This is a genomic window from Cupriavidus taiwanensis (assembly GCF_900250075.1).
Taxonomy (GTDB): Bacteria; Pseudomonadota; Gammaproteobacteria; order Burkholderiales; family Burkholderiaceae; genus Cupriavidus; species Cupriavidus taiwanensis_C.
The window spans coordinates 1,650,536-1,669,678 of the sequence record NZ_LT977071.1; the positions used below are offsets into that span (position 1 = coordinate 1,650,536).

Here is a 19,143-nt window from a genome sequence, read left to right on the forward strand (position 1 = left end):
TGAGGGGCTCAGGCGTACTTCGGCTGCGTTGGTATACTATATTCCGTATCGGGCGCAGTGCAAGGACAATGCGCGCGCGGGCATCCGCGAGCGCGGTGTGCGCAAGTTTTGGATGACAGGGGAGGATGGCCCGCAGAACGCGTGCCAGGGAGGAAGGCCGGAACAACCAGAACGTGCGGCGGAGCCCGCCGCGCGTCATTCAGTAAGGGTCAGCAATGGCCGCGGCGCGGGGCGCGGCCGCCCAGCGCGCGGAAGAAGCGGCCGATATCGCGCAGCCGCAGCGGCACCAGAGGGGTGGCATGGCGCACCGCATCACGGGCGGCAAAGTGGCCGAGCAACTGCTGGCCGACGGGTTGCGAAAGGTAGCGTTGTTCGGAGGATTGCATGGCGAATCTCGTGACCTTGAATGACTACAGTATACACTCAATTGGTGCAGTGCGTCATATCAGGGCACGTCATGCCCTGCTCAAGGGCATCCATGCATGCGGAGCCGGGATGGGCCACGCTTCGGTACCACCATGGGACAACCCGGAGAAGGCAGCCGGAGCGTTCAGGCCGCCTGCGCCGCGCTGCCCTGCCCTTCCACCGGCAGGTCAGCCGCCTTGGCGGCGCTGTAGACATGGCGCGCGGCCAGCAGGGCCGCCAAATCGGCGTCGCCGGCGATCACCGCCTGCAGGATCTGCGCGTGCTCGTCCCAGTTCTGGCGCGCGCGCACCACGTTGGCCGGGCCGAACAGCACCGCGGTGCGCTCGCGCAGCGAACGCATCATTTCCTGCAGCACGCTGTTGGCGGCGATGGTGCCGAGCACTTCGTGGAAGCGCGTATTGAGCGCCAGCAGTTCATCCGCGCGGCCCTGCGCCGCGGCCTCCATGCCCTGCCGCAATACGGTTTCCAGCTCCGCCACCAGCGCCGGGTCGCGCCGCTGCGCGGCGAGCTTGGCGTTGAGGCCCTCCAGCGTGGCGCGAACTTCGACCATCTCGCGCGCAATCACCGGCGACAGGCTGGCCACGGTCGCGCCGCGGCGCGGCTCGATCACCACCAGCCCTTCGCTGGCGAGCGCGCGCAGCGCCTCGCGCACCGGGATGCGCGATACGCCGAGTTCCGCCGAGAGCTTGTTCTCCACCAGTCGTTCGCCCGGAGCGTATTTGCCGTTCAGGATGCCCTCGCGCAGCTTGTCGGTAACAAGGGCGAACAGCGGCGAGTGGCTGGCACCGAGGCTCAGCGGCTCGGCGGGCGCGGCAGGAGACGGAGTGAGGGACATGGGTCGGCAGAGGCGTAAGCGGAGAGGCTGGCGTCATTGTATACCAGCCATTTATGCATACCGCCATGTCTTAACAAGGGTGCTGGAACGTGAAGCTGTCGGCGTAGAGGTGGTCGGGACTGGCGCCATGCGCAATAAAGGCGGCACGCGCGTCACGAATCATATCCGGCGAGCCGCACAGGTAGATGGCGTACTCGCTGAGGTCGCCCAGGTCGGACAGCGCCGCGTCATGCACATAGCCGCGCCGGCCCTGCCAGTCCGCGCCGGCGCGCGACAACACCGGCGCGTAGCGGAAGTCGTAGAGCCGTTCGCCCCACCCCGGGATCTCGCGGTGCAGGTACAGGTCCTGCACTTCCCGCATGCCCCAGTACAACGACACCGGCGGGCAGTCGGGATCGTCCATCAGCGATTCCAGGATCGCCTTGATCGGCGCCAGGCCGGTACCGGTGGCCACCATCAGCAGCGGCCGGTAGTCGCTCTCGCGGTAGAAGAAGCTGCCCAGCGGCAACTCGACCTCGATCGCATCGCCGGCGCGCATGCGCGGCAGGATTCCGTCGGTAAAGGCGCCGCCGGGAATGCGCCGCACATGCAGGTCGATGCGCCCGTCGCGCGGCACCGAAGCCATCGAGAAGCTGCGCGCGAGCCCGTCGGCGCTCAACAGCTTCAAATACTGGCCGGGCCGGTAGTCCAGCGCACCCGCGCCGGGCACCTCCAGCTCGACGTGCATGACGTCGGCCGACAGCGGACGCAGCGCCCGCACCACCGCGCGATGCCGCGCCGGTTCGGCGCAGGCCTCGTCGTCGCTCGCCGTGCTGATGACCAGGTCGGCCTGCGGCTGCGCCTGGCACGCCAGCGCGTAACCGGCAGCGGCTTCGTCGGGGGCCAGGCCGAACGGTTCCTCGTCGTAGCGCACCTGTCCGTCGAGCAGCCGGATGCGGCAGGTGCCGCAGCCGCCCAGCTGGCAGTCGTGGCGCAAGGCAACGCCGGCGCGCTGCGCGGCCTCCAACAGCGTCTCGCCGCGCTCGACAAGGAAGACCTGCTCCGTTTCGGCGATCTGGATGCGGTACGACATGGAACCTCCCGGCAAGCGTGCTTACTTCTTGATGTCGGCCTGCACCAGCACCTTCAGGTCCTGCGGCGCCAGCAGTTCGGCCAGCGCCTGCAGCGCGGCCAGGCCGGCCTGCGTGTCCTGCTCGCCATTGCCGCCGGACAGGCCGATGCCGCCGATCACTTCGTCGTCAACCACGATCGGGAAGCCGCCCACAAAAGCGGCGAACTTGCCCTCGAAGCTCCACTGGATGCCGAAGGCCTCGTTGCCGGGCAGCGCCGGCCCGTTCGGCGGCGTGGTGAACAGGTGCGTGGAGCGCTTGTGGCCCGCGGCGGTGAACGCCTTGTTCCACGCGATCTGCGGACCGGTGATGCGGGCGCCGTCCATGCGCTCGAGCGCGAGCGGATAACCGCCCTCGTCGACCACGCAGATCGACTCCAGCACGCCGATCTCTTCCGAGCGCCGGATCGCGGCGGCAACCATGTGGCGCGCTTCGCGCAGCTCCAGCTTGATGGCTTTCTTCATGACGATGACTCCTTGCTGCGGGACGGGCTCATGCGCCCCGGTAGACGGTCTTGACTTGCGTGTAGAACTCCAGCCCGGTGCGGCCCGACTCGCGGAAGGTCGAGGTGCTCGACCGCTTGACTCCGCCGAACGGCGCATTGACCAGATTGCCGGTGGTGGTGCGGTTGATCTTGACCGTGCCCGCCTCGATGTCGTTGGCGAAGTGGTGGATGTAGCGCGGGTCGCTGGTGACAATGGCCGCGGCCAGGCCGTACTCGGTATCGTTGGCCTTGGCGATGGCGTCGGCGTAGCCGCTGAAGCCGATGATGGCGATCACCGGGCCGAAGATCTCCTCGCGCGCGATCCGCATCTGCTGCGTCACGTCGGTGAATACCGTCGGCGCGACGTAGTAGCCCTTGTCGAACTCCCCGCCGCTCAGGCGCATGCCGCCACAGCGCAGCGTCGCCTCGGACTTGCCGATGTCGATGTAGCGCAGCACGGTTTCCAGCTGCTTTTGCGAGGCCAGCGGCCCCAGATCCATGCCCGGCGTCATGCCGCTGCCGACCTTGAGCGTTGCGACCTTCGCCAGCAGGCGTTCGGTATAGGCGGCCTTCACGGATTCGTCCACCAGCACGCGGCTGGTGCCGGTGCAGGCCTGCCCCGACAGCGAGAAGCCGCCCTTGATGGTCAGGTCGACGGCGCGGTCCAGGTCGGCGTCTTCCATCACGATCAGCGGATTCTTGCCGCCGAGTTCCATCTGCGTGCGCGTGGTCAGCGGCGCCGCGCGGTGGATCTGCTCGCCCGCGCGCGACGAGCCGGTGAACGAGATCGCGCGCACCGCAGGCGCTTCGGTGATGGCTGCGCCGATCTCGGCGGCGCTGCCGGTGATGAAGTTCAGCACGCCCTTGGGCAGCCCGGCCTTGACCAGCGCCTCGGCCAGCCGGTAGCCCGACAGCGGCGCCTCGGACGACGGCTTGAACACCACCGTGTTGCCGGTCACCAGCGCCGGCGCGATCTTGCGCGCGGGGATCGATATCGGGAAATTCCACGGCGCGATCACCGTCACCACGCCCAGCGGCTCGCGCTGGCTGTAGACGAGCTGGTCGGGATCGTCGTTGGGATACACCTCGCCGGTGAAGGTCTGCCCTTCGACGGCATAGAAGCGCAGCGTCTGCGCCGAGCGCAGCACCTCGTCGCGCGCCAGCGCCAGCGCCTTGCCTTCCTCGCGGGTCAGCTCGGCGGCGATGCTGTCGGCGTTGGCCTCCAGGTGCTCCGCCGCGCGGTTGAGGATGGCGGCGCGCTTGCCGACCGGCGTCTTTTTCCAGCCGGCAAAGGCCGCTGCCGCGGCGGCCACGGCGGCTTGCCCGTCCACCGCGGACGAGGCCTGGAAGCGGCCCACCAGGTCGGCGGTGTCGGCGGGGTTGACGTTGTCGAAGGTCCGGCCCGACTGGCAGGCCGTCCATTCGCCGTCGATATGGTTCAAGAACACAGTCATCGTCGGTCCCGTTGCGTGGCGCTGCTCAGGCCGCCATGTCCAGTTCGGGCAGCGGCAGCTCTTGCTCGACATAGTCGTGATAGAGCGCGGTCGTGTACAGCAGCCGCATTTGCGCGCCGATCTCGCAGATCTTCAGGCAGCGCTGCTGCAGCTCCGGCGTGTTGGCGTGCTCCAGCACGATCTGGTAGCCGCGCTCGCCGTGGATCTCGTCCGAGACGATATGCAGGTCGAAGAACTCGACCTCTTCGTCGGTGAACTGGTACTTGTCGCGCAGCGTCGGCGTCTGCTTGCGGTAGATCGACGGCACCTGCGATTCCAGCCCCACCACCAGGCCGGCCACGGCCACGATCGGATCCTCGCGCATCGCCACCGCGTAGCACCAGCTCTGCAGGCCGCGCGTGGTGGGCGACATGTTGTCCGGGTCGAGCACGCGTTCGCGGGTGGTGCCGCAGGCTTCGGCAAAGCGGATCAGCAGGTCGGTGTGGCGGTCGCCGCCGATCTCCTCCTCGTACATATTGGCCAGCAGGAAGTCCTTGGCCTCGGTGTAGCGGTCCGGCGTGCGCGCATAGATATAGCCAAGGTAATCCGCGAACGGTCCGACGTAGTGGTAGTGGTTCTCGGCCCAGCGCGCGAGATGGGCACGGGTCAGCTTGCCACTGGCCCAGGCCACGCTGAACGGCGCCTGGTTGGCGCTCTTGCCTTTGATCGCTTGTTCGAGGGCGGCTCGGAATGCTTCGCGGTTCATCAGTTCGGCCATAACGGACTCCTTGGTGTCGAGGGGACGATGCAGTGGGTCGGAATGCCGGAATCCAGTTCGCTTCGAAGTTGTTCCGGCATTTTTGTATACTATATACATTCATTCGGCGGCGACAAGGGCCCTGTTGACTCATCACCTCAGTGTTTACCCGCGGGCGTTGGCCCGCGAGGATCAGCCGGCGCGGCGCTCCACCTCGCCCGCGATACGCGACCACGCGTATCCCGCCAGCGCGACGTCCTCCAGCCCCACGCCGACCGACTTGTAGATCAGGATGTCGTCATCGCGCTGTCGCGGCGATATCTTGCCGAGCACCACGTCGGCCAGTTCGACGATCTTTTCCGGCGGCAGCGCGCCGGGACCGGCCAGCACGATATCGCCGGCCTCGCGGGTGGATTGCGGCCGCCACTCCACCACCACCGCGGCGGCGCGGCGCAGCGCGGTGTCGTCCAGTTCGCGCGTGTGCGGCAGGCTCGAGCCGATCGCGGCGACGAACGCGCCGGGCCGGATTGCCGCACCGGAGAACAGCGGCGTGGTCGCACGCGAGGCCGTGACGATGATGTCGGCTTCGGCCACCGCGGCATCGGGCTCGGCCAGCGCAACCGGAATGCCGCACTGCGCCGACAGCCGTTCCGGCATGCCGGCGTCGGCGTGCGGATCGGACACCAGGATGCGCTCGAGCCGGAGCGTGGCGCTGAGCTGGCGCGCGTGCTGCGCGCCCTGCGTGCCGGCACCGAACAAGGCCAGCGTGCGTGCGCCGGCGCGGGCCAGCCGCTGCGCCGCCAGCGTGGTGCAGGCCGCGGTGCGCAGCCGCGTGATGGCGCCGGCGTCGAACGAAGCCAGCGGGCGGCCGTCGTCGGTGGAGAAGATCAGGATGACGAAGGAAAACTGGCCGTTGATGGTGGTGTAGACCTTGGCCCCGGCCACGCCCTGCTGCGGAATCACCGCACCCAGCGTCGAAAGCTTGACCCCGCCCGCCTCGGTGCGTATCCGCGCCTGCATCGCGGCATCGCCGCGCCCGAAGCTGGAAAAGGCGGACGCCATGACGTCGAGGGCCGCTTCCGGCGTGACATGGGCATCGATCATGGCATCAGTGATGTGCTGCATGGAAACTCCGCTGGTGGGTTAGTTGGCAAAGCGAGAAGGTCCGTGGCGTGTGGGCACGCCGTCTCAGGCAAATGCCGCGCGGCCGAGCACGCCCAGCGCGCCGGCTGCGCACAGGCCTAGCAGCAAGCGGCGCACGGCTTGGGCGGAAACGCGCCCGCGCAGCCGGTTCGACAGCGCAAAGCCGGCCACCAGGAACGGCGCGAGCGCCAGTGCCAGTAAAAGCTGCGGCATGCCGAAGCGCCCGGCCAGCGTCAACATGGCCAGCGACAGCACGGCGCCGCCCGAGAGGATGGTGCCCATGGTTGCGCGCATCGGCGCGGGCGCCATGTGCTGCATGACCAGCGCGAACGGCGGCGCGCCGGCCGAAGTGATGGTCCCCATGAAGCCGGACAACGTGCCGGCGATCACCACGTTGCGCGGGCCCGGCAACAAGCGCCAGCCAAGCAAGCTCAGCGCCACCGCGGCCAGGATAGACAGCGAAAACAGCACCGCCAGCGGCCCCGGCGCTAGCCAGGCGATGGTCAGCACCGCCGCCGCGCCGCCGGCTGCCCGCCCCACCAGGGCAAAACCCGCCACCGGCCAGACGATGGCTTCGCGCTCGCGCAGCGCGCCCATCAGCGACAGGCAGCAACCCATCGCGAGGAGCGGTCCCGGCACCAGCTCCGGGAAAAAGATCGCCCCCAGCGGCGCGCACAGCATCGCAAAGCCGATCCCGCCCACGCCCTGCAGGCAGGCGCCGGCCAGGATAAGCGTGCCCATCCACAGGTAGTCCGGAGCGGAAAGGTCAGGTGGCAGCAGCGTCAGCAAGGCGGCGGGGATGGCGTCGGTCATGGGCAGGGAACAGCATGGCGGGACGGCTGGTGTGCATCGCCGGTTTACACGTCTCTATTGGTATACAGTCTACATATCGACATGAGCGTAGGCAACTCATAGACCGGATCCATGCACCATCGCACAGCACACGACAACCGGGGAATCCCAATAAATGTGCGGTTCCCAGCCACATTGCACCGATCCGGAATCCGCGTAAGTCCCGATGAAAAATCGCTTGGCGCGGAATAACTCTGGAATATAGTATACCGACACGGACCAACGCAGTCCGATGGAACCGCCCCCAAACCCCTCCGCCCCCAGGGAGTCTTCATGTCACAACAAGTCGTGATCGGTGCCGCGCACTGGATCTATCTGTCAGGGGTAGCAGTCATCGTGCTGACGATGATCCTGCGCGCCAATGTCGTCGTTCCCTCGATCGTAGGCACCGCCCTGGTCGTGTTTGCGCTGACCGGCAGCCCGGTGTCGGCGCTGGCAGGGGTGTTCTCGGCCAGCCTGGTCGCCGCGCGCGAGCTGTTCAACATCTTCCTGGTGATCGCCTTCATGACGGCGCTGCTCAATGCGCTCAAGACGCTGCGCTCGGACATCCGCATGGTCGAGCCCTTCCGCGTGGTGATGAAGAACGGGCATTCCGCGTTCTTTATCCTGGCCGGCATCACCTACGTGATCTCGCTGTTCTTCTGGCCGACGCCGGCGGTGCCGCTGGTGTCGGCCATCCTGCTGCCGGCCGCGATCGCCGCCGGGCTGCCGCCGCTGGCGGGGGCGATGGCGATTGCCATCGCCGGACAAGGCATGGCGCTGTCGTCGGACTACGTGATCGGAGTCGCGCCCGGCATCAGCGCCAAGGCCGCCGGCGCGGCGGTCAGCGCCGCGGTGGTGGCCGACCGCGCGCTGGCGCTGTCGCTGATCACCGGCGGCATTGCGCTGTGCCTCGCCTACCTGTCGATGCGCAAGCACATCGTGCCGGCGTGCGGCACGCTGCTCGACCGCTGGCAGGCGCGCGCCGGCGGCAGCGCCGAAGCCATCGACGGCGGCATCACCTTCGACAAGGCCGAGATCGCGAAGGGCACCGCCCACGCCGAACCGCTCGCCACCGACAGCAATATCGAAGCCAGCCTGTCCATGGTCGCACTGCGGCGGGTGAAGTGGTCCAAGTGCTTTGCCATCGTGACGCCGCTGGCCTTCCTCGCGGTGGTCGCCGTGATGGTGCTGCCCAAGGTGGGCACCGGCGTGCAGGACCTGAAGGGCGGCGAGGCCGCCGCGCTGGTGGGCGGGGTCGCCGTGGTGCTGATGATGCTGGCGACGCTGGCCGCGGAAGGCCCGCGCCGGATGCTGGACGTTTGCCCGGAGCACATCACCGACGGCTTCGTCTTCGCCTTCAAGGCGATGGGCTCGGTGCTGCCGATCGCGGGCTTCTTCTTCGTCGGCGCCGGCGAGACCGCGGCGCACATCCTGGGCCTGCCGCCGGGCAAGGCGCCCAGCCTGCTGTTCGAGCTGATCCAGGCCTACCAGCACCTGATCCCCGACAACCACATGCTGGTCGCCTTCGGCGTGCTGCTGGTCGGCATGATCACCGGCATCGACGGCTCCGGCTTCGCCGGCCTGCCGCTGACCGGCACGCTGGCCGGCGCCCTGGGCCCGGTGGTCGGCTTCGACCCCGCCACGCTGGCGGCGGTCGGCCAGATGGGCGCGGTCTGGACCGGCGGCGGCACGCTGGTGGCATGGTCGTCGCTGATCGCGGTGGCCGGCTTTGCCCGCGTGCCGGTGCTCGAAGCGGTGCGCGCGCTGCTGATCCCGGTGCTGATCGGGCTGGCCTGCTCAACCGTGGCCGCAATGGTGCTGTGGTCGTAGGCGGCCGCGGCACCGCGACGAATTTCCCTGACCTGTTTCGCGACCTTTGCCCAGACCAACGATGCCAAAAGTCATCCTGCACAAGTTCGGCCAGACCTTTACCGACGAGGTCGGCCCCAACACCAACCTGGTGGTCCGCGCCGGCATCCGGCAGTTCCCCTACCCCAACCTGCGCTACGAATGCGGCATGGGCAAGTGCTCGAAGTGCGCGTGCCGCGTGATCGCCGGCGCCGAGCACCTGCCGCCGCCCAACTGGAAGGAAAAGAAGCAGCTTGGCGAACGGCTCGAACAGGGCTACCGGCTGGCCTGCCAGCTGTGGCTCGAGCATGACATCGAACTGGCCCAGGACGATGTGCCGGCCGCGGCCGCGCTGGCCGGGGCAAGCGCGGGGGCCTGACATGTTCGTGCTGCTGACCAGCCGCCCCGGCCAGTTCCGTACCGAGCCCACCGACGGCATGACCGCCGTCGAGGCCTACGACTACGTCTTCTACGGCAAGCGCACCGCCCGCTTCGTCATTGCCGAGCTGGCCGCGGATACCAGAGTCCGCATACGGGAGGAAGCGCCGCCCGGCATCGTCAACCTGGTCTCGACCCGTTTCCTCGACAAGTACGCCACGCTCGAAGCCGCCCGCGACGCGCTGCGCCAGCTGGCCAGCTTCGGCAGCATGGATATCGCCTTGGTAGCCGTGCCGGTTGCCGCGGACGGCCGCTCCTGAAGCCTTACACCTGCCGCCAGGCATCTATCGCCATGATCCAGATCACCTTCCTCACCAACCACGGCAAGACCGTCACGGCACCGGCCAACAGCAACCTGCTGCGCGTGTCGCTGCGCGAACAGGGCGGCATCCCGTTCAAATGCGGCGGCGGCCTGTGCGGCACCTGCAAATGCCGCATCGAGCAAGGCCGCGAGCATACTGATGCGGTCAAGCCGAAGGAGCGGAAGCTGCTGACGGAAGCGGAGCTGGCCGATGGCTTCCGGCTGGCATGCCAGACCTTCATGGCCGGCGATGTCGCGGTCTCGTGGCAGCCGAAGGCGATGGCCGGGCGGCCGCAGCCGGCCGCCGCCAGCGGCGAATAAGCGGGCGCCGCCGCTAGCGCCGCCTGGCCCCTACCAGCCCCGCGACCTCATCCAGCATCGCCATATCCACCGGCTGCGACAGGTCCAGCGCGAGCGTGTGGCGGTAATACGGGCTCAGGTCCAGCCCAACCCCCAGCCCGAGTATTTCCACATCCCGCAGCGCCTCGTGCCGAGCCACCACGGCCTTCAGGTGGTTGTCGAGGTAGCAGGCGTCGTTGGCCTGCCCGGTCGCGGTATCCATCGGGCTGCCGTCGGACACCACCACCAGGATGCGGCGCGCCTTGCCGCTGGCATGCAGGCGCGCGCAGGCCCACTCCACTGCCTCGCCGTCGACGCCCTCGCGGAACAGGTCGGCCTTCAGCAACGCGGTGATGTCGGTGCGCGCGCGGCGCCAGCTGCGCTGCGCGTCCTTGAACACCATGTGGCAGGTTTCGTTGAGCCGGCCCGGGTGCTGCGGGCGGCCGCGCGCGAGCCAGTCGCTGCGCGCCCGCCCGCCGTTCCACGCGTTGGTGGTAAAGCCCAGCACTTCGGTGGCGACGCCGGCCTGGTCCAGCGCGCGGGTGAGCAGGTCGACCAGCAGGGTCAGCGGCTCGGCCTGCGCCTTCATCGAGCCGGAGCAGTCGACCAGGAAGCCGACCACGCAATCGGCATGGGCCTTGTGCGCTTCCTGGCGAAACAGCCGTCGCTCGGCCGGCGAACTGACCAGTTGCGCCAGGCGGCGGCCGTCGATGCGGCCGCTTTCCTCGCCGAACGACCAGCCGTCCACGCGCGGCTGCGACAGCGCGGCGCGCAGCCGGCGCGCCAGCCGGGCGATGTTGACGCCGGCGCGCGCGATGCGTGCGTCCAGCCGCGTGCGGTACTCGTCCAGCAAGGCACGGCGCACCAGCGTGGCGGCGCACACTTCGCGGTCGTAGCGGGCGGTATAGATGCGGTAGCCATCGGTGGCGTCGGCAAGCACGCGGCTATGGCCGCTGTCGGCCAGGGCAAAGGCCTCCGCGGGCGGTTCGTCGAAGTCGAGCCACAGCGCGAAGCCGGCGCGCGCGGCGGAGGCAGCATGCTCATCGTCTTCGCCGGCACCTGGCGCTTCGGTGCGGATCATCTGCGCCACCGCATGCGCCAGCGCCAGCGCGTGCACGGCGTACGCGGCCTGGTCGTGGCGTTGCGCGCGCAGCCCCGCCAGCTGGTTGCCCAGCATCGGCACGATGGCGGCGCGCGTGGCCTCGATCAGGTCTTCGGTTTCTTCCAGCACCGGCGCGCCGGTCAGCCGCGACCAAGCCACCTGCGCCACGGTATAGAGCAGGATGCCGAGGTGGCCGTCGGTCAGGCCGGAACGATGGAAGGCGCGCGACCACGCCAGGAAGCGGTGGCGCAGGTTGGCCTCGACGCCGGCCATGCCGCGCGGCAGGCGGGTCTCGCAGCGCAGCTGCTCGAGCAGCTCGAACACCAGGCGCTCGACCGCATCGGCCGGGCACAGCCGCCGATGCAGGGCGGCGTCGGAATGCGCCTGGCGCAGCGCGGCGCCATCGGCGGCCCCACGCAGGCACGCGGCAGTGTCGGTGTCCGCATCGGTGCGCAGGTGCGGCGCATGCAGCGGCACCGGGCGCAGCGCGCGCCACAGCTGGCCGTCGCGGAAATGCAGCGCCGCATCGCCGGTGAGCGCGCGCACGGCCGCGCCGGACAACTCATCCTGCCGCTGGCGCCGACGCAAGCGCTGGGCCAGCGCCGCCGCATTCATTGCACGGGCTCCGATGCCGCGCTGGCGCCAGCGGCCTCGCCAGGCAGATGGCCGAAGCAGCGCTGGTAGTACTCCGCCACCACCGGGCGTTCGGCCTCGTCGCACTTGTTCAGGAAGGTCAGCCGGAACGCAAGCGCGGGGTCGCGGAAGATCTGGCAGTTCTCGGCCCAGCTGATCACGGTGCGCGGCGACATCAGCGCCGAAACATCGCCCGCGGCAAAGCCGCGGCGGGTCAGGCCAGCCAGCGCCACCATGGCATCGACCAGCGCGCGCCCGCCGGCGTCGTCCAGCTCGGGCACGCGTGCCAGCACGATGCCCGCCTCTTCGTCGTGCGGCAGGTAGTCCAGCGTCGCCACCACGTTCCAGCGGTCGATCTGCGCGTGGTTGAGCAGCTGCGTGCCGTGATAAAGCCCGTTGACGTTGCCCAGCCCCACGGTATTGGACGTGGCAAAGAGACGGAACGAAGGATGGGGGCGGATCACGCGGTTCTGGTCGAGCAGCGTGAACTTGCCGTCGCGCTCCAGGATGCGCTGGATCACGAACATCACGTCGGGCCGGCCCGCGTCGTATTCGTCGAAGATCAGCGCCACCGGACGCTGCAGCGCCCACGGCACGATGCCTTCCTGGAACTCGGTGACCTGGCGGCCGTCGCGTACCACGATGGCATCCTTGCCGACCAGGTCGAGCCGGCTGATGTGGCCGTCCAGGTTGACGCGCACGCAGGGCCAGTTCAGCCGCGCGGCCACCTGCTCGATATGGGTCGACTTGCCGCTGCCATGCAGGCCCTGCACCATCACGCGCCGGTCGCGCATGAAGCCCGACAGGATCGCCAGCGTCACCTCGGGCTGGAAGCGGTAGGCCGGATCGATCTCCGGCACGTGGTCGTCGCGCTGGCTGAAGGCCGGCACCATCAGGCCGGAATCGATGCCGAACACGCTGCGCACCGGAATCATCCGGTCCGGCTTGCCAAACTGCTCTTGCGTCACCTTGTGCTCCTCGTTGCCTCGCTGCCCCATCGGGGCACGCCATGCCATCGGCACGGCGGCAAGCGGTGCGGTGCCGCGTAACGCCGTGCCTCTATTCGTCCTCTTCCGCGGCGTCCGTGGCCTCGGCGCCGCCCTGCCAGCTGCCTGCGCTGTCGGCCTCGATTGCCGCCAGCGCCGCCGCCGCCCGCTGCAGCGCGGGCAGCAGCTGCACTGCCTTGTCGCGCGACACGCGCATCACCGGGGCCTGCAGCGCCAGTCCCAGGTTGGACTTGCCGCCGTCGGCGGCCGGCACCAGCACGCCGATGCAGACCAGCCCCGGCAGGAATTCCTCGTCATCCATCGCGTAGCCGTCGCGCTTCACGCGCTCCAGTTCCGCTTCCAGCTGGCCATGGTCGGTCAGCGTGTTCTGCGTGTAGCGTTCCAGCTCCACGTTGGCCAGCAGGCGCTGCCGCTGCGCCGGCGCCAGCTGCGCCAGGAACAGCTTGCCGGTGGCCGAGCAGTGCGCCGGCACGCGCGAGCCCGGATGCAGGTAGAAGCGCAGCGGCGCCGCGGTCTCGACGCGGTCCAGGTACAGCACCTCGCCGCCGGAGAACGCGGTCAGGTTGCAGCTCTCGCCCACCTCTTCCACCAGCCGGCGCAGCACCATGTGGCGCGCGCCATGCGAGGTGCTGTTGAGCAATAGGTTCTCCGCCAGCCGGCGCAGCCGCAGGCCGGTGCCGTATTGCCGCCCGTCGCCGTTGCGCTGGATCAGTCCGGCCGCCTCCAGCTGCTGCAGCATGCGGTGCAGCGTGGGCTTGGGCAGGCCGGTCTCTTCCACCAGCGCCTGCAGGTTGAAGGACTGGTCCTTCTCCGCGATGACCTCGAGCAGGCCGAACAAGCGCAGCGCCGGCGTGTCTCCGTCCGGCCTGGCTTCACTTTTGGCGAGGCGCATATCGTTCATGCCTGGCTCCATCATAGGTAAGTTTCATTTTCAGAGTCAAATCATATCAATTATCGAAACTTCTGGTTGACCTTCCCGCTCGGACAGCCTACATTCCGGTTAAACAATAATTTTTTGGAACTTCTGGTTCCATTTTTTAAGCGAACACCGGAGACAAGTCGACATGTACGGATAGGCCATCCTCTCCCCGGGATTGCAAATACTGAACGACCACGGCCCCAGGCTGGCATTTACTGCCCCGCCACCTATACCGAAGAGAAGCCGTGGCGCCTGCCTTAATCGCTGGACTGGCTGCAATGCAGTACCGACAGCAAGCGCAGCACAGGAGACATAACATGATCCAACAATCACCGTCCGGCAACGGACTATCCCACGGCCTCAAGCAACGCCACATGACCATGATCGCGCTCGGCGGCGTGATCGGCGCGGGGCTCTTCGTCGGCAGCGGCGTCGTCATCAAGTCGGCCGGCCCGGCCGCGGTCCTTTCCTTCCTGATCACCGGCCTGCTGGTGGTGCTGGTGATGCGCATGCTGGGCGAGATGGCCTGCGCCATGCCCGGCAGCGGCGGCTTCTACGAGTATGCACGCGAAGCCTGGCGCGATCGCCCCGCGGTGGGCAACCTGGCCGGCTTCCTGACCGGGTGGATGTACTGGTACTTCTGGGTCATTGTGGTGGCGCTGGAAGCGGTGGCGGGCGCGGACCTGGTGCGCTACTGGCTGCCTGACGTGCCCAACTGGATCATCAGCCTGGTGCTGCTGGTGATGCTGACGCTGACCAACCTGGTATCGGTCAAGTCCTTCGGCGAGTTCGAGTTCTGGTTCGCCTCGATCAAGGTGGCGGCGATCATGGTGTTCCTGTTCGTCGCCGGCGTCTACGTGCTGGGCCTGGCCCCTGGGTCGCACGGCATGGAGGTGGCCAACCTCACCGCCAACGGCGGCTTCATGCCCAACGGCATCGTGCCGGTGCTGACCGGCGCGGTGGCGGCCACCGGCTTCTACTTCGGCGCCGAAATCGTCACCATCGCCGCCGCCGAAACCGCCGAGCCGCAGAAGGCCGTGGCCAAGGCCACCAGTTCGGTGATCACGCGCGTGCTGGTGTTCTATGTCGGTTCGATCCTGCTGGTGGTCTGCCTGGTGCCGTGGAACTCCACCAGCATCGCCACGCCGTACGTGAGCGCGCTGAACGTGATGGGCGTGCCGGCGGCCGCGCAGATCATGAACGCGATCGTGCTGACCGCGGTGCTGTCGGCGCTCAACTCGGGCCTGTACGCGTCGTCGCGCATGCTGTTTGCGCTGACCCGTCGCGGCGACGCGCCGCAGTCGCTGGCCCGCGTCAGCCGCAACGGCGTGCCGGTGCGCGCCATCCTGGTGGCGACGCTGTTCGGCTACGGCGCGGTGGTGATGTCCTATGTCTCGCCCGACACGGTGTTCGCCTTCCTGGTGAATTCGTACGGCACGGTGGCGATCTTCGTCTACATCCTGATCGCGATCTCGCAGCTGCGCCTGCGTTCGCGGCTGGAGCGCGAGGCGCCGGACCAGCTGCGCGTGCGCATGTGGTGCTATCCGTACCTCACCTATGTGGCAATCCTGGGCATGCTCGGCATCGTGGTGGCAATGGCCTTCATTCCCGACCAGCGCACGCCCCTGGCGCTGGGCGTGGTGAGCCTGGCGCTGCTGCTGGTGGCCTACTTCGCGCGGCAACTGTTTCGGCGTGGCGTGGATCCCGTAGTGCCGCTGGCGGAACTGCCGCGCCGCGACCTGCGCAAGTTTTGAAGCGCAATCAAGGCGCAAGGAAGCGTCGCTGCCTGGCGCCGACATGCCCGAAGCAACTTAACCATGACTGACGTGGCGCGCCGGTGCGGTATGCTGGCGCGCTTCGCCGTTCAGGAAACGCCCCCTGTCCCATGAGCCTGAAGTCTCCCACCACCCTCTGGTCGCAGCTGTTCCAGCAGCATGTGCATTCGGGCCTGAGCCTGCAGGGCAAGATCCGGCAGATGCTGGTCTCGGCCATCCTTGACGAGCAGCTGCCGCAAGGCGAGCCGCTGCCCAGCAGCCGCGAGCTTTCGGCGCAGCTGCGGGTGGCGCGCAATACGGTGGTGCTGGCCTACCAGCAGCTGGTCGACGAGGGCTACCTGGTCGCGCGCGAGCGCAGCGGCTACTTCGTCAACCCGGAAATCCTGGGCACCCGCGTCAGCGGCGTCGCCTCGCTGCGCGGCGAACCGGTGCCGGCGCGCGCGGGCGAGCCCGACTGGGAACGGCGCTTCGTGTTCCGTCCCACGCAGCAGCGCAATATCGTCAAGCGCGCCAACTGGCGCGACTATCCCTACCCCTTCATCTACGGCCAGTACGACCCGGCGCTGTTCCCCACCGCGGACTGGCGCGAATGCTGCCTGAAGGCGCTGAGCGTGCTCGACATCCACGACTGGGCCCAGGACATGATCCTGCGCGACGACGAGTCGCTGGTGCAGCAGATCCGCACCCGCGTGCTGCCGCGCCGCGGAGTGTGGGCCGGCACCGACGAGATCGTGATCACCGTGGGCGCGCAGCAGGCGCTGTACCTGCTGGCCGACCTGCTGGTCAGCCCCGACACCCCGGTCGGCATCGAGGACCCCGGCTATCCCGACGCGCGCAATATCTTCGGCTCGCACACGTCGAACCTGGTGCCGCTGCCGGTCGATGACCAGGGCCTGACGCTGTCCGACGCGCAGCGCGCCTGCGACTACGTCTACGTGACCCCCGGCCACCAGTGCCCGACCACCGTCACCATGCCGCTGGCGCGGCGCCAGGCGCTGCTGCGACAGGCCGAGGAAGCCGACTTCGTGCTGATCGAGGACGACTACGAGGCCGAGAGCCGGTTCGAGGGCGATCCCACGCCCACGCTCAAGAGCCTGGACCGCAGCAACCGCGTGATCTACGTCGGCAGCCTGTCCAAGAGCCTGGCGCCGGGCCTGCGCATCGGCTACATCGTCGGCCCCGCCGCGCTGATCGCGGAGCTGCGCGGCGCGCGCCGGCTGATGCTGCGGCACCCGTCGGCGTATATCCAGCGCGCGTTCTCGCTGTTCCTGTCGCTCGGCCACTATGACGCGCACCTGCGCCGGCTGGCCGCCGCGCACCGGGAGCGCGCCGAAGCGGTGCTGGCGGCGCTGGCCATGCATATGCCGGACTTCCGCGCAGTGCCGATCGCCGGCGGCGCGTCGTGCTGGATCGAAGGGCCGTCCTGGCTCGACGCCGATGCGCTGGCACGGCTGGCAGAGCTGCAGGGCGTGCTGATCGAGCCCGGCAGCGTCTTCTTCATGGCCGAGCCCGCGCCGCGCAACGGCTTCCGGCTGGGCTACTCGTCGATCTCGCTGGACCGCATCGAGCCCGGCATCCGCGTGCTGGCCGGCGTCGCGCGTGAACTGCAGGCCACCGCCGGCAGCGCAACGGCCCCCGCCGCCGTTACTTCGCGGGCCCGCCCCGCCGCCTGAGCGGGACTGCGGCCGCGCTGGCGCCGCTGGCCCAAGCGATAGTCCCGAACTGGCGCTACAGCGCCACGGCCGGTTTCCCTATCCTCGAGTTATGGCCGGTTCCCGACGGACCGGCACACAACACTCACGGAGACCAAGCCATGTCCAAGGACAACACCGCCGCCGGCATCGAACTGCTGCAAGCCTTCAACGACGCCTGGAACCGCCACGACATCGACGCGCTGATGGACTGCATGGCCGATGACTGCGTGTTCCACGGCGTCGCCGGCCCCGACCTGCTCGGCCGCAGCTTCGTCGGCCGCGAGGCGGTGCGCGAAGGCTTCCAGCTGGCCTGGCAGACCTTCCCTGATGCGCAATGGGTAGATGGCGACCACTTCGTCACGGGCGACCGCGGCGTCAGCGAATCCACCTTCCGCGGCACCCGCGCCGATGGCGCCCGCGTCGAGGCCCGTATGGTCGACGTGTTCACCTTCCGCGGCGGCAAGATCGCGGTGAAGAACGCCTACCGCAAGGACCGCCCGCCGGTGGTGGCCGCCGCAGCCTGAGCGAGGAGACGCGCCATGCAAGCCGTAGCCCCCCGCAGCAGCCTCCTGGCCGGCGAGCAGTCGACCGCCCCGACCCGGCCGTACGACCCCGCCTACGACCCGCTGCACACGCCCACGCCCGGCCATGGCCGGGAATATGCGCCCACCTACTGGATCGGCACCGCGGGCGAGCCGCCCGCCGACGACGGCCCGATCACGCACGACATCGACGTCGACGTGGCCATCATCGGCTCGGGCTTCACCGGCCTGACCTGCGCCATCTTCCTGGCGCAGGAATACGGCATCAAGGCCACCGTGCTCGAGGCCAACCGCGTCAGCTGGGGCTGCAGCACGCGCAACGGCGGCCAGGCGCAATGCGCGTCGGGCCGGCTCAAGCGCTCGCAGTGGATCCAGCGCTACGGCCTCGATACCGCGCTACGCCTGCACCAGGAGGTCTGCGACGGCATGGAGACCTTCAAGGGCCTGATCAAGGACATCGACTGCGATCCGCAGCCCGGCGGCCACCTGTATATCGCGCACCGCGACAAGGTGATGCCCGCGCTGGAGAAGGAAGCGAAGATCCTGCGCGAGGTGTTCAACTACGACGCGCGCATCCTCGATGCCGACACCGTGCGGCGCGAATACGTCGACGACAAGGAAGCCGCGGGCGCCATGCACGAGCCCGAGGGCATCGGCATCCATGCCGGCAAGCTCGCCTTCGGCTACCTGCGCCGCGCGCGCGCGCTCGGCGCCAAGGTGCATCCGTCCAGCCCCGTGACCGGTTGGGAAACGCGCAACGGCGTGCACTACCTGCGCACCCCCGGCGGCATCGTGCGCGCCCGCGCCGTGGGCGTGGCCACCGGCGGCTATACCTCGCAGTCGCTGCACCGCGAGCTGAAGAACCGGCTGTTTCCGATCCTGTCGAACTCCATCGTCACGCGCCCGCTCACCGCCGACGAACTGGCCGCGTGCAACTTCCGCACCACGCAGGTCATCACCGACACCCGCATCCTGCGCCACTACTACCGGCTCATGCCCGACGGTCGCCTGCAGATCGGCAGCCGCAGCGCCATCACCGGCAACGACGCGCCGCAGGACCAGTACAAGCAGAAGCTGATCGCCGACATGCACCGCAAATTCCCCGCGCTGCAGGGCATCCAGATCGACTATTCCTGGTGGGGCTGGGTCGACGTCAGCCACGACATGATGCCGCGCATCACCCAGCCCGACCCGGCGCAGTCGATCTACTACGCCATGGGCTACGGCGGCAACGGCGTGATGTATTCCGCCCAGGCCGGCAAGCGCCTGGCGGCGCTGATCGCCGGCAAGTCGTCGGCGCTGCCGGAACTGCCGATCTTCCGCTCGCCGCTGCCGTTCCCGAACGTGCGCGAAATGGTGGAATCGCAGATGTTCGCACCGTTCCGGAGGCTGGGGCAGCGGGTGCTGTATCACTGGTATCACTTGAAGGACGACGTGCTGTAAGCAGTCTGGCGCTGCCGGCTGAAAGCGCACGCCATCCCTGCCACCGTCCTTCGAAACTCGCGATTGCGTACTCCCTCTCCC

19 protein-coding genes are annotated in these 19,143 nt (G+C 68.5%); 8 read left to right on the top strand and 11 right to left on the bottom strand.

Annotation, left to right across the window (positions count from 1 at the left end; genetic code table 11):
* Nucleotides 1-209: 209 nt before the first annotated feature.
* From CBM2588_RS23780 to CBM2588_RS23815, 8 genes are all read right to left on the bottom strand, one after another.
* The gene (locus CBM2588_RS23780) at nucleotides 210-386 is read right to left on the bottom strand and encodes a hypothetical protein (protein ID WP_172583656.1); all 177 of its coding nucleotides are present in this window, start codon (nucleotides 384-386) and stop codon (nucleotides 210-212) included.
* A 164-nt stretch (nucleotides 387-550) separates the two neighbouring features.
* Nucleotides 551-1,261 (bottom strand): GntR family transcriptional regulator, encoded by a 711-nt coding sequence (locus CBM2588_RS23785; protein ID WP_115682781.1) that lies wholly within the window; start codon nucleotides 1,259-1,261, stop codon nucleotides 551-553.
* Nucleotides 1,262-1,331: 70 nt separating this feature from the next.
* Nucleotides 1,332-2,333, bottom strand: coding sequence for a 2Fe-2S iron-sulfur cluster-binding protein (locus tag CBM2588_RS23790; RefSeq protein WP_115682782.1), 1,002 nt, complete (start codon nucleotides 2,331-2,333; stop codon nucleotides 1,332-1,334).
* 21 nt (nucleotides 2,334-2,354) lie between these two features.
* Entirely contained in the window at nucleotides 2,355-2,834 is a 480-nt protein-coding gene (locus tag CBM2588_RS23795) for a GlcG/HbpS family heme-binding protein (protein ID WP_115682783.1), read from the bottom strand.
* 28 nt (nucleotides 2,835-2,862) lie between these two features.
* Complete coding sequence (locus CBM2588_RS23800) at nucleotides 2,863-4,308, bottom strand: aldehyde dehydrogenase family protein (protein WP_115682784.1); 1,446 nt, start codon at nucleotides 4,306-4,308, stop codon at nucleotides 2,863-2,865.
* A 25-nt stretch (nucleotides 4,309-4,333) separates the two neighbouring features.
* Nucleotides 4,334-5,065, bottom strand: a complete 732-nt coding sequence (locus CBM2588_RS23805; RefSeq protein ID WP_115682785.1) for a TenA family transcriptional regulator — start codon at nucleotides 5,063-5,065, stop codon at nucleotides 4,334-4,336.
* A 171-nt stretch (nucleotides 5,066-5,236) separates the two neighbouring features.
* Nucleotides 5,237-6,169 carry an ornithine cyclodeaminase family protein gene (locus tag CBM2588_RS23810; RefSeq protein ID WP_115682786.1) on the bottom strand — a complete coding sequence of 311 codons (933 nt, stop codon included), beginning with the start codon at nucleotides 6,167-6,169 and terminating at the stop codon, nucleotides 5,237-5,239.
* A 63-nt stretch (nucleotides 6,170-6,232) separates the two neighbouring features.
* The gene (locus CBM2588_RS23815; RefSeq protein ID WP_115683708.1) at nucleotides 6,233-6,928 is read right to left on the bottom strand and encodes a TSUP family transporter; all 696 of its coding nucleotides are present in this window, start codon (nucleotides 6,926-6,928) and stop codon (nucleotides 6,233-6,235) included.
* Nucleotides 6,929-7,312: 384 nt separating this feature from the next.
* On the opposite strand from CBM2588_RS23815, the gene CBM2588_RS23820 reads away from it, so the two are divergent.
* The 4 genes from CBM2588_RS23820 (at nucleotide 7,313) to CBM2588_RS23835 (ending at nucleotide 9,929) form a co-directional block, all read left to right on the top strand.
* Nucleotides 7,313-8,851 (top strand): hypothetical protein, encoded by a 1,539-nt coding sequence (locus tag CBM2588_RS23820; RefSeq protein ID WP_115682787.1) that lies wholly within the window; start codon nucleotides 7,313-7,315, stop codon nucleotides 8,849-8,851.
* Nucleotides 8,852-8,912: 61 nt separating this feature from the next.
* Complete coding sequence (locus CBM2588_RS23825) at nucleotides 8,913-9,248, top strand: 2Fe-2S iron-sulfur cluster-binding protein (RefSeq protein ID WP_115682788.1); 336 nt, start codon at nucleotides 8,913-8,915, stop codon at nucleotides 9,246-9,248.
* Nucleotide 9,249: 1 nt separating this feature from the next.
* Complete coding sequence (locus CBM2588_RS23830; protein ID WP_115682789.1) at nucleotides 9,250-9,567, top strand: ferredoxin; 318 nt, start codon at nucleotides 9,250-9,252, stop codon at nucleotides 9,565-9,567.
* Between the two features lie 32 nt (nucleotides 9,568-9,599).
* Complete coding sequence (locus CBM2588_RS23835; RefSeq protein ID WP_115682790.1) at nucleotides 9,600-9,929, top strand: 2Fe-2S iron-sulfur cluster-binding protein; 330 nt, start codon at nucleotides 9,600-9,602, stop codon at nucleotides 9,927-9,929.
* A gap of 13 nt (nucleotides 9,930-9,942) precedes the next feature.
* On the opposite strand, the gene CBM2588_RS23840 is transcribed toward CBM2588_RS23835, so the two are convergent.
* From CBM2588_RS23840 to CBM2588_RS23850, 3 genes are all read right to left on the bottom strand, one after another.
* Nucleotides 9,943-11,664: a cobaltochelatase CobT-related protein gene (locus CBM2588_RS23840; RefSeq protein ID WP_115682791.1), complete on the bottom strand. Its 1,722-nt coding sequence runs from the start codon at nucleotides 11,662-11,664 to the stop codon at nucleotides 9,943-9,945.
* Nucleotides 11,661-12,680, bottom strand: coding sequence for an AAA family ATPase (locus CBM2588_RS23845; protein ID WP_115682792.1), 1,020 nt, complete (start codon nucleotides 12,678-12,680; stop codon nucleotides 11,661-11,663). Before CBM2588_RS23845 ends, CBM2588_RS23840 begins: the two co-directional genes overlap by 4 nt.
* 61 nt (nucleotides 12,681-12,741) lie before the next feature.
* On the bottom strand, nucleotides 12,742-13,590 hold the full coding sequence (locus CBM2588_RS23850; protein ID WP_115683709.1) for an IclR family transcriptional regulator: 849 nt from the start codon (nucleotides 13,588-13,590) through the stop codon (nucleotides 12,742-12,744).
* Between the two features lie 335 nt (nucleotides 13,591-13,925).
* Between CBM2588_RS23850 and CBM2588_RS23855 the strand changes: the two genes are divergently transcribed.
* The 4 genes from CBM2588_RS23855 to CBM2588_RS23870 all read left to right on the top strand — a co-directional run bounded on the left by CBM2588_RS23855 (nucleotide 13,926) and on the right by CBM2588_RS23870 (nucleotide 19,062).
* Entirely contained in the window at nucleotides 13,926-15,362 is a 1,437-nt protein-coding gene (locus CBM2588_RS23855) for an amino acid permease (RefSeq protein WP_115682793.1), read from the top strand.
* A 131-nt stretch (nucleotides 15,363-15,493) separates the two neighbouring features.
* Nucleotides 15,494-17,056: a PLP-dependent aminotransferase family protein gene (locus CBM2588_RS23860; RefSeq protein ID WP_115682794.1), complete on the top strand. Its 1,563-nt coding sequence runs from the start codon at nucleotides 15,494-15,496 to the stop codon at nucleotides 17,054-17,056.
* 140 nt (nucleotides 17,057-17,196) lie between these two features.
* On the top strand, nucleotides 17,197-17,601 hold the full coding sequence (locus tag CBM2588_RS23865) for a nuclear transport factor 2 family protein (protein ID WP_115682795.1): 405 nt from the start codon (nucleotides 17,197-17,199) through the stop codon (nucleotides 17,599-17,601).
* 15 nt (nucleotides 17,602-17,616) lie between these two features.
* Nucleotides 17,617-19,062 (top strand): NAD(P)/FAD-dependent oxidoreductase, encoded by a 1,446-nt coding sequence (locus CBM2588_RS23870; RefSeq protein ID WP_115682796.1) that lies wholly within the window; start codon nucleotides 17,617-17,619, stop codon nucleotides 19,060-19,062.
* The last annotated feature ends 81 nt before the right edge of the window (nucleotides 19,063-19,143 follow it).

Coding starts and splice junctions, on each gene's coding strand:
- CBM2588_RS23780 (WP_172583656.1), bottom strand. CDS start 386: ATGCAATCCTCCGAACAACGCTACCTTTCGCAACCCGTCGGCCAGCAG.
- CBM2588_RS23785 (WP_115682781.1), bottom strand. CDS start 1,261: ATGTCCCTCACTCCGTCTCCTGCCGCGCCCGCCGAGCCGCTGAGCCTC.
- CBM2588_RS23790 (WP_115682782.1), bottom strand. CDS start 2,333: ATGTCGTACCGCATCCAGATCGCCGAAACGGAGCAGGTCTTCCTTGTC.
- CBM2588_RS23795 (WP_115682783.1), bottom strand. CDS start 2,834: ATGAAGAAAGCCATCAAGCTGGAGCTGCGCGAAGCGCGCCACATGGTT.
- CBM2588_RS23800 (WP_115682784.1), bottom strand. CDS start 4,308: ATGACTGTGTTCTTGAACCATATCGACGGCGAATGGACGGCCTGCCAG.
- CBM2588_RS23805 (WP_115682785.1), bottom strand. CDS start 5,065: ATGGCCGAACTGATGAACCGCGAAGCATTCCGAGCCGCCCTCGAACAA.
- CBM2588_RS23810 (WP_115682786.1), bottom strand. CDS start 6,169: ATGCAGCACATCACTGATGCCATGATCGATGCCCATGTCACGCCGGAA.
- CBM2588_RS23815 (WP_115683708.1), bottom strand. CDS start 6,928: ATGGGCACGCTTATCCTGGCCGGCGCCTGCCTGCAGGGCGTGGGCGGG.
- CBM2588_RS23820 (WP_115682787.1), top strand. CDS start 7,313: ATGTCACAACAAGTCGTGATCGGTGCCGCGCACTGGATCTATCTGTCA.
- CBM2588_RS23825 (WP_115682788.1), top strand. CDS start 8,913: ATGCCAAAAGTCATCCTGCACAAGTTCGGCCAGACCTTTACCGACGAG.
- CBM2588_RS23830 (WP_115682789.1), top strand. CDS start 9,250: ATGTTCGTGCTGCTGACCAGCCGCCCCGGCCAGTTCCGTACCGAGCCC.
- CBM2588_RS23835 (WP_115682790.1), top strand. CDS start 9,600: ATGATCCAGATCACCTTCCTCACCAACCACGGCAAGACCGTCACGGCA.
- CBM2588_RS23840 (WP_115682791.1), bottom strand. CDS start 11,664: ATGAATGCGGCGGCGCTGGCCCAGCGCTTGCGTCGGCGCCAGCGGCAG.
- CBM2588_RS23845 (WP_115682792.1), bottom strand. CDS start 12,680: ATGGGGCAGCGAGGCAACGAGGAGCACAAGGTGACGCAAGAGCAGTTT.
- CBM2588_RS23850 (WP_115683709.1), bottom strand. CDS start 13,590: ATGAACGATATGCGCCTCGCCAAAAGTGAAGCCAGGCCGGACGGAGAC.
- CBM2588_RS23855 (WP_115682793.1), top strand. CDS start 13,926: ATGATCCAACAATCACCGTCCGGCAACGGACTATCCCACGGCCTCAAG.
- CBM2588_RS23860 (WP_115682794.1), top strand. CDS start 15,494: ATGAGCCTGAAGTCTCCCACCACCCTCTGGTCGCAGCTGTTCCAGCAG.
- CBM2588_RS23865 (WP_115682795.1), top strand. CDS start 17,197: ATGTCCAAGGACAACACCGCCGCCGGCATCGAACTGCTGCAAGCCTTC.
- CBM2588_RS23870 (WP_115682796.1), top strand. CDS start 17,617: ATGCAAGCCGTAGCCCCCCGCAGCAGCCTCCTGGCCGGCGAGCAGTCG.